Below are 2619 nucleotides of genomic sequence, written 5' to 3' on the forward strand. Positions count from 1 at the left end.
CTGCAAGGACATCCGTTGGCCAAGACCAAGACTGTCTATACGTGTACTGAATGCGGCGGCACCACGCCGCGCTGGGCCGGCCAGTGCCCGCATTGCCAGCAGTGGAACACGCTGGTGGAGACGGTGGCCGAGTCCGCCGCGAACAAGCGCTTCCAGCCGCTGGCCGCTTCGGCCACGGTGCGCAAGCTGTCGGAGATCGATGCCGCCGACGTGCCGCGCTTCTCCAGCGGCATCGATGAATTCGACCGCGTGCTGGGCGGCGGCCTGGTGTCGGGCGGGGTGGTGCTGATCGGCGGCGATCCCGGCATCGGCAAGTCCACGCTGCTGCTGCAGGCCCTGGCCAATCTGGCCGGCCAGCGTCGTGTGCTCTATGTCAGCGGCGAAGAATCCGGTGCGCAGATCGCGCTGCGCGCACAGCGGCTGGGCGTGGAAAGCCCGTCGCTGGGGCTGCTTGCCGAAATCCAGCTGGAGAAGATCCAGGCCACGCTGGAAGTGGAAAGGCCCGAAGTCGCGGTGATCGACTCGATCCAGACGCTGTACTCCGAGGCATTGACCTCAGCACCGGGCTCGGTCGCGCAGGTGCGCGAATGCGCGGCGCAGCTGACGCGCATTGCCAAGAGCAGCGGCATCACCATCATCCTGGTCGGCCATGTGACCAAGGAAGGCAGCCTGGCGGGTCCGCGCGTGCTGGAGCATATCGTCGATACGGTGCTGTATTTCGAGGGCGATACCCATTCGTCGCACCGGCTGATCCGCGCCTTCAAGAACCGCTTCGGCGCGGTCAATGAGCTGGGCGTGTTTGCCATGACCGAGCGCGGCCTGCGCGGCATCAGCAATCCGTCGGCGCTGTTCCTGTCGCAGCATGAGGAAACCGTGCCGGGCTCATGCGTGCTGGTGACGCAGGAGGGCACGCGTCCGCTGCTGGTGGAGATCCAGGCGCTGGTCGATACCGCGCATGTGCCCAACCCGCGCCGGCTGGCGGTGGGGCTTGAGCAGAACCGGCTGGCGCTGCTGCTGGCGGTGCTGCACCGGCACGCGGGCATTGCCTGCTTTGACCAGGACGTGTTCCTGAACGCGGTGGGTGGGGTCAAGATCACCGAGCCGGCCGCCGACCTGGCGGTGCTGCTGTCGATCCATTCATCGATGCGCAACAAGCCGCTGCCGCGCGGCCTGGTGGTGTTCGGCGAAGTCGGCCTGGCCGGTGAGATCCGGCCCAGCCCGCGCGGGCAGGAGCGCCTGAAGGAAGCCGCCAAGCTGGGCTTTACGATCGCCGTGATTCCCAAGGCGAACGCGCCCAAACAGAAGATCGACGGGCTCGAAGTGATCGCGGTGGAACGCATCGAGCAGGCCATCGACCGCGTGCGCCATCTGGACTGAGCCATGGACGAAGATATCGCCTTCGAGACGGAACGCCTGCGGCTGCGCCAGTGGCGCGAGGCGGACTATGTGCCGTTTGCCGCGCTCAATGCCGATGCGCAGGTGATGCGCTATTTCCCTGCGCCGCTGACGCGGGTTGAAAGCGATGCGATGGCCGACCACTGCCGCAGCCTGATCGCAGCGAAGGGATGGGGCGTCTGGGTGGCGGAGCGCAAGGCGGACGGTGTTTTCCTGGGGTTTGTCGGATTGCACGAGCCCACCGCGGCGCTGCCGTTCGCGCCTTGCGTGGAGATTGCCTGGCGCCTGGCGCGGCACGCCTGGGGCAGCGGCTACGCGACCGAGGCGGCACGCGGCGCGCTTGCCTGGGGCTTTGAGCGGCTGGGGCTGGATGAGATCGTGTCCTTCACGACACTCGCCAATGCGCGCTCGCGGGCGGTCATGGAACGGCTCGGCATGCGCGAGGATGCCGTGGGCTTCGAGCATCCCGCATTGCCGCCAGGTCATCCGTTGCGGCCCCATTGCCTGTACCGTTTGCCGCGCACGGCGTGGCAGGCAGCCGGCGCATAGCACCCCTGCGTGAATCCGCCACAGGGCACAGGGGGCTTGCGCTGCGTGTGACGCCAACTGCAGGCGCTGCAAAATAGGTAATAATGCGCAGCAATGCCGCGCCATCCACTGACGGCACCGCTTACCGGATTACCTGATCACCCACTATGCAAGCCAACTCCCGCGCCTATTTCCTGCTGATCGCCCTCGTTTCCTTCGGCCTGGTCGGCGTTGCGCTCTACCTGCAGTTTGAAAAGGGCTACCAGCCTTGCCCGCTCTGCGTGATGCAGCGCTTCGCCTTTATCGGCATCGGCATCTTCTCGCTGCTGGCCGCGGTGGCGCAGAACACGCGCTCGCTGTGGCAGGGCCTGGGCATGCTGTCCGGCATCGCCGGGATTGCGGTGGCGGTCTACCACGTGTCGCTGCTGCTCAATCCCAAGGCCAGCTGCGGCATCGACCCGCTGGAAAACTGGGTCAACGCGCTGCCGACGGCCAAGGCGCTGCCGCAGGTGTTCTACGCCGATGGCCTGTGCACCGCGCCGCTGCCGCCGGTGCTGGGGCTGTCGGTGCCGGCATGGTCGCTGATCTGGCTGTTTATCCTGACGCTGACGCTGGCGGTGGGGTTGATCCGGCGCGAGAAGAATTTCCGCTGAGTCGAGAGCAGGCCACCGCAAACAAGAAACGGCGCCGTTGGCG

Annotated in this window: 3 protein-coding genes; all 3 read left to right on the top strand. The window is 66.6% G+C overall.

Annotated elements, in window-relative coordinates; genetic code table 11:
* Positions 1-15: 15 nt before the first annotated feature.
* The 3 genes from radA (at position 16) to CF68_RS01030 (ending at position 2576) form a co-directional block, all read left to right on the top strand.
* A complete protein-coding gene (radA, locus tag CF68_RS01020; RefSeq protein WP_035815442.1) occupies positions 16-1377 on the top strand; it encodes a DNA repair protein RadA in 1362 nt (453 codons plus the stop codon).
* A 3-nt stretch (positions 1378-1380) separates the two neighbouring features.
* Positions 1381-1944, top strand: coding sequence for a GNAT family N-acetyltransferase (locus CF68_RS01025; protein WP_035815444.1), 564 nt, complete (start codon positions 1381-1383; stop codon positions 1942-1944).
* Between the two features lie 146 nt (positions 1945-2090).
* A complete protein-coding gene (locus tag CF68_RS01030; protein WP_010810635.1) occupies positions 2091-2576 on the top strand; it encodes a disulfide bond formation protein B in 486 nt (161 codons plus the stop codon).
* Positions 2577-2619 lie beyond the last annotated feature (43 nt).

It is taken from the genome of Cupriavidus sp. SK-4 (genome assembly GCF_000611125.1).
Taxonomy (GTDB): Bacteria; Pseudomonadota; Gammaproteobacteria; order Burkholderiales; family Burkholderiaceae; genus Cupriavidus; species Cupriavidus necator.

What these genes read in the sequence shown, in the direction of transcription:
- CF68_RS01025 (WP_035815444.1), top strand. Translation starts at nt 1,381, where the DNA reads ATGGACGAAGATATCGCCTTCGAGACGGAACGCCTGCGGCTGCGCCAG.
- CF68_RS01030 (WP_010810635.1), top strand. Translation starts at nt 2,091, where the DNA reads ATGCAAGCCAACTCCCGCGCCTATTTCCTGCTGATCGCCCTCGTTTCC.